Source organism: Syntrophothermus sp. (genome assembly GCF_013314835.1).
Taxonomy (GTDB): domain Bacteria; phylum Bacillota; class Syntrophomonadia; order Syntrophomonadales; family Syntrophothermaceae; genus Syntrophothermus; species Syntrophothermus lipocalidus.
The window spans coordinates 1-2,238 of sequence record NZ_JABUEX010000158.1 but is presented as its reverse complement, the minus strand read 5'-3'; the positions used below and the strand labels follow the sequence as shown (position 1 = coordinate 2,238).

Genomic DNA, 2,238 nt, shown 5'->3' with positions numbered 1-2,238 from the left:
TTTGCACCTTGAAAACTGCACAGAGTGGGTAGAAATCGTCGAGCTTTAAGTAAGAGGTCAAGCTACAAAGGGCGCATGGTGGATGCCTTGGCGCCGGGAGCCGAAGAAGGGCGTGGCAAGCGACGAAATGCCTCGGGTAGCCGCAAGCAGGCGTTGATCCGGGGGTGCCCGAATGGGGGAACCCACCAGGGGTAATGCCCTGGTATCCTTGTCTGAATAGATAGGGCAAGGAGGGGAACCGCGGGAACTGAAACATCTTAGTACCGCGAGGAGAAGAAAGAAGTATCGATTCCCTGAGTAGTGGCGAGCGAAAGGGGAGGAGCCCAAACTCATGGCATGTAAGCCTGCAGGCGTTGTGTCATGGGGGTTGCAGGGGTTACCGTAGGATATCTGCAGGTATCCTGATGGCAGGTGTAAGGTCTAGCTGAAGAGGTCTGGAACGGCCCACCATAGGTGGTGATAGTCCAGTAGGCGAAAGGCCGAAGCCGCCATGGGTAGCCTCCTGAGTACCACGGGGCACGAGGAACCCCGTGGGAAGCTGGGAGGACCACCTTCCAAGGCTAAATACTACCCGGCGACCGATAGTGAACTAGTACCGTGAGGGAAAGGCGAAAAGAACCCCGGGAGGGGAGTGAAATAGAACCTGAAACCGTGTGCCTACAAACAGTGGGAGGACCATCGCATGCGCTTAGCGCAAGGCGGGTCTGACCGCGTACTTTTTGTAGAACGGACCGGCGAGTTACAGTATGTGGCGAGGTTAAGCGGTAAAACGCGGAGCCGTAGCGAAAGCGAGTCTTAAAATGGCGTCAAGTCGCATGCTGTAGACCCGAAACCGGGTGATCTATCCATGGCCAGGGTGAAGCGGGGCTAATCCCCCGTGGAGGCCCGAACCACGTTGTCGTTGAAAAGGCATGGGATGAGCTGTGGATAGGGGTGAAATGCCAATCGAACCCGGAGATAGCTGGTTCTCTCCGAAATAGCTTTAGGGCTAGCCTTGGGAGATGACTTGTGGAGGTAGAGCACTGATCGGGCTAGGGGGCCTGAAAGCTTACCGAACCCTTTCAAACTCCGAATGCCACAAGTTTATCCCAGGAGTCAGACTGTGGGCTCTAAGGTTCATAGTCGAGAGGGGAAAAGCCCAGATCCAAGGCTAAGGTCCCATAGTATGGGCTAAGTGGGAAAGGATGTGGGGTCGCTAAGACAGCCAGGATGTTGGCTTAGAAGCAGCCATTCATTCAAAGAGTGCGTAATAGCTCACTGGTCAAGTGGTCCTGCGCCGAAAATGTATCGGGGCTGAAGCCCATCACCGAAGCCTGGGAGATAGCCGAAAGGCTATCTGGTAGGAGAGCGTTCCCTGGCGAGCGAAGCCAGACTGGAAAGACTGGTGGACGGCAGGGAAGAGAGAATGCCGGTATAAGTAGCGACAAGGCAAGTGAGAATCTTGCCCGCCGAAAGCCTAAGGTTTCCTGAGGAAGGGTCGTCCTCTCAGGGTAAGTCGGGGCCTAAGCCGAGGGCAGATGCCGTAGGCGATGGAGGATCGGTTGATATTCCGATACCACCTCAAGGCCGACCATGGGGTCTTGTGCGAATGTGTGTGGTTTTGGCTACAGGCAGGAGTGCAAGGTTCCCAAGCGATGGGGTGACGCAGAAGGGTAGGCAATCAGGCGACTGGAAGTGCCTGTCCAAGGGTGTAGGAGGCGGCAGAAGGCAAATCCGTGCCGTGTTAACTCTGAGGCCTGATGGGGATGCGAAATAATAGTAGCGGAACTTGTCGAACCCAAGCTGCCAAGAAAAGCCTCTAGCGAGGACTTGAGGTGCCCGTACCGCAAACCGACACAGGTAGGCGAGGAGAGAATCCTAAGGCGCGCGAGAGAACCCTCGTTAAGGAACTCGGCAAAATGACCTCGTAACTTCGGGAGAAGAGGTGCCCTGAGTAGCGTGGCATGAAAAGCTTTATGCTGCGCGAGAGGGCCGCAGAGAAATGGCCCAAGCGACTGTTTATCAAAAACACAGGTCTCTGCTAAGTCGAAAGACGACGTATAGGGGCTGACGCCTGCCCAGTGCCGGAAGGTTAAGGGGAGGGCTTAGCTGCAAGGCGAAGGTCTGAACCGAAGCCCCGGTGAACGGCGGCCGTAACTATAACGGTCCTAAGGTAGCGAAATTCCTTGTCGGGTAAGTTCCGACCCGCACGAATGGCGTAACGACTTGGGCGCTGTCTTGACGGGGGGCTCGGCGAAA

The 2,238-nt window shown here is 55.9% G+C and carries 1 rRNA gene; it reads left to right on the top strand.

Annotation, left to right across the window (positions count from 1 at the left end):
• Positions 1-55 precede the first annotated feature (55 nt).
• Positions 56-2,238: ribosomal RNA gene (locus HPY90_RS15940) — 23S ribosomal RNA — on the top strand; the annotation flags it as partial.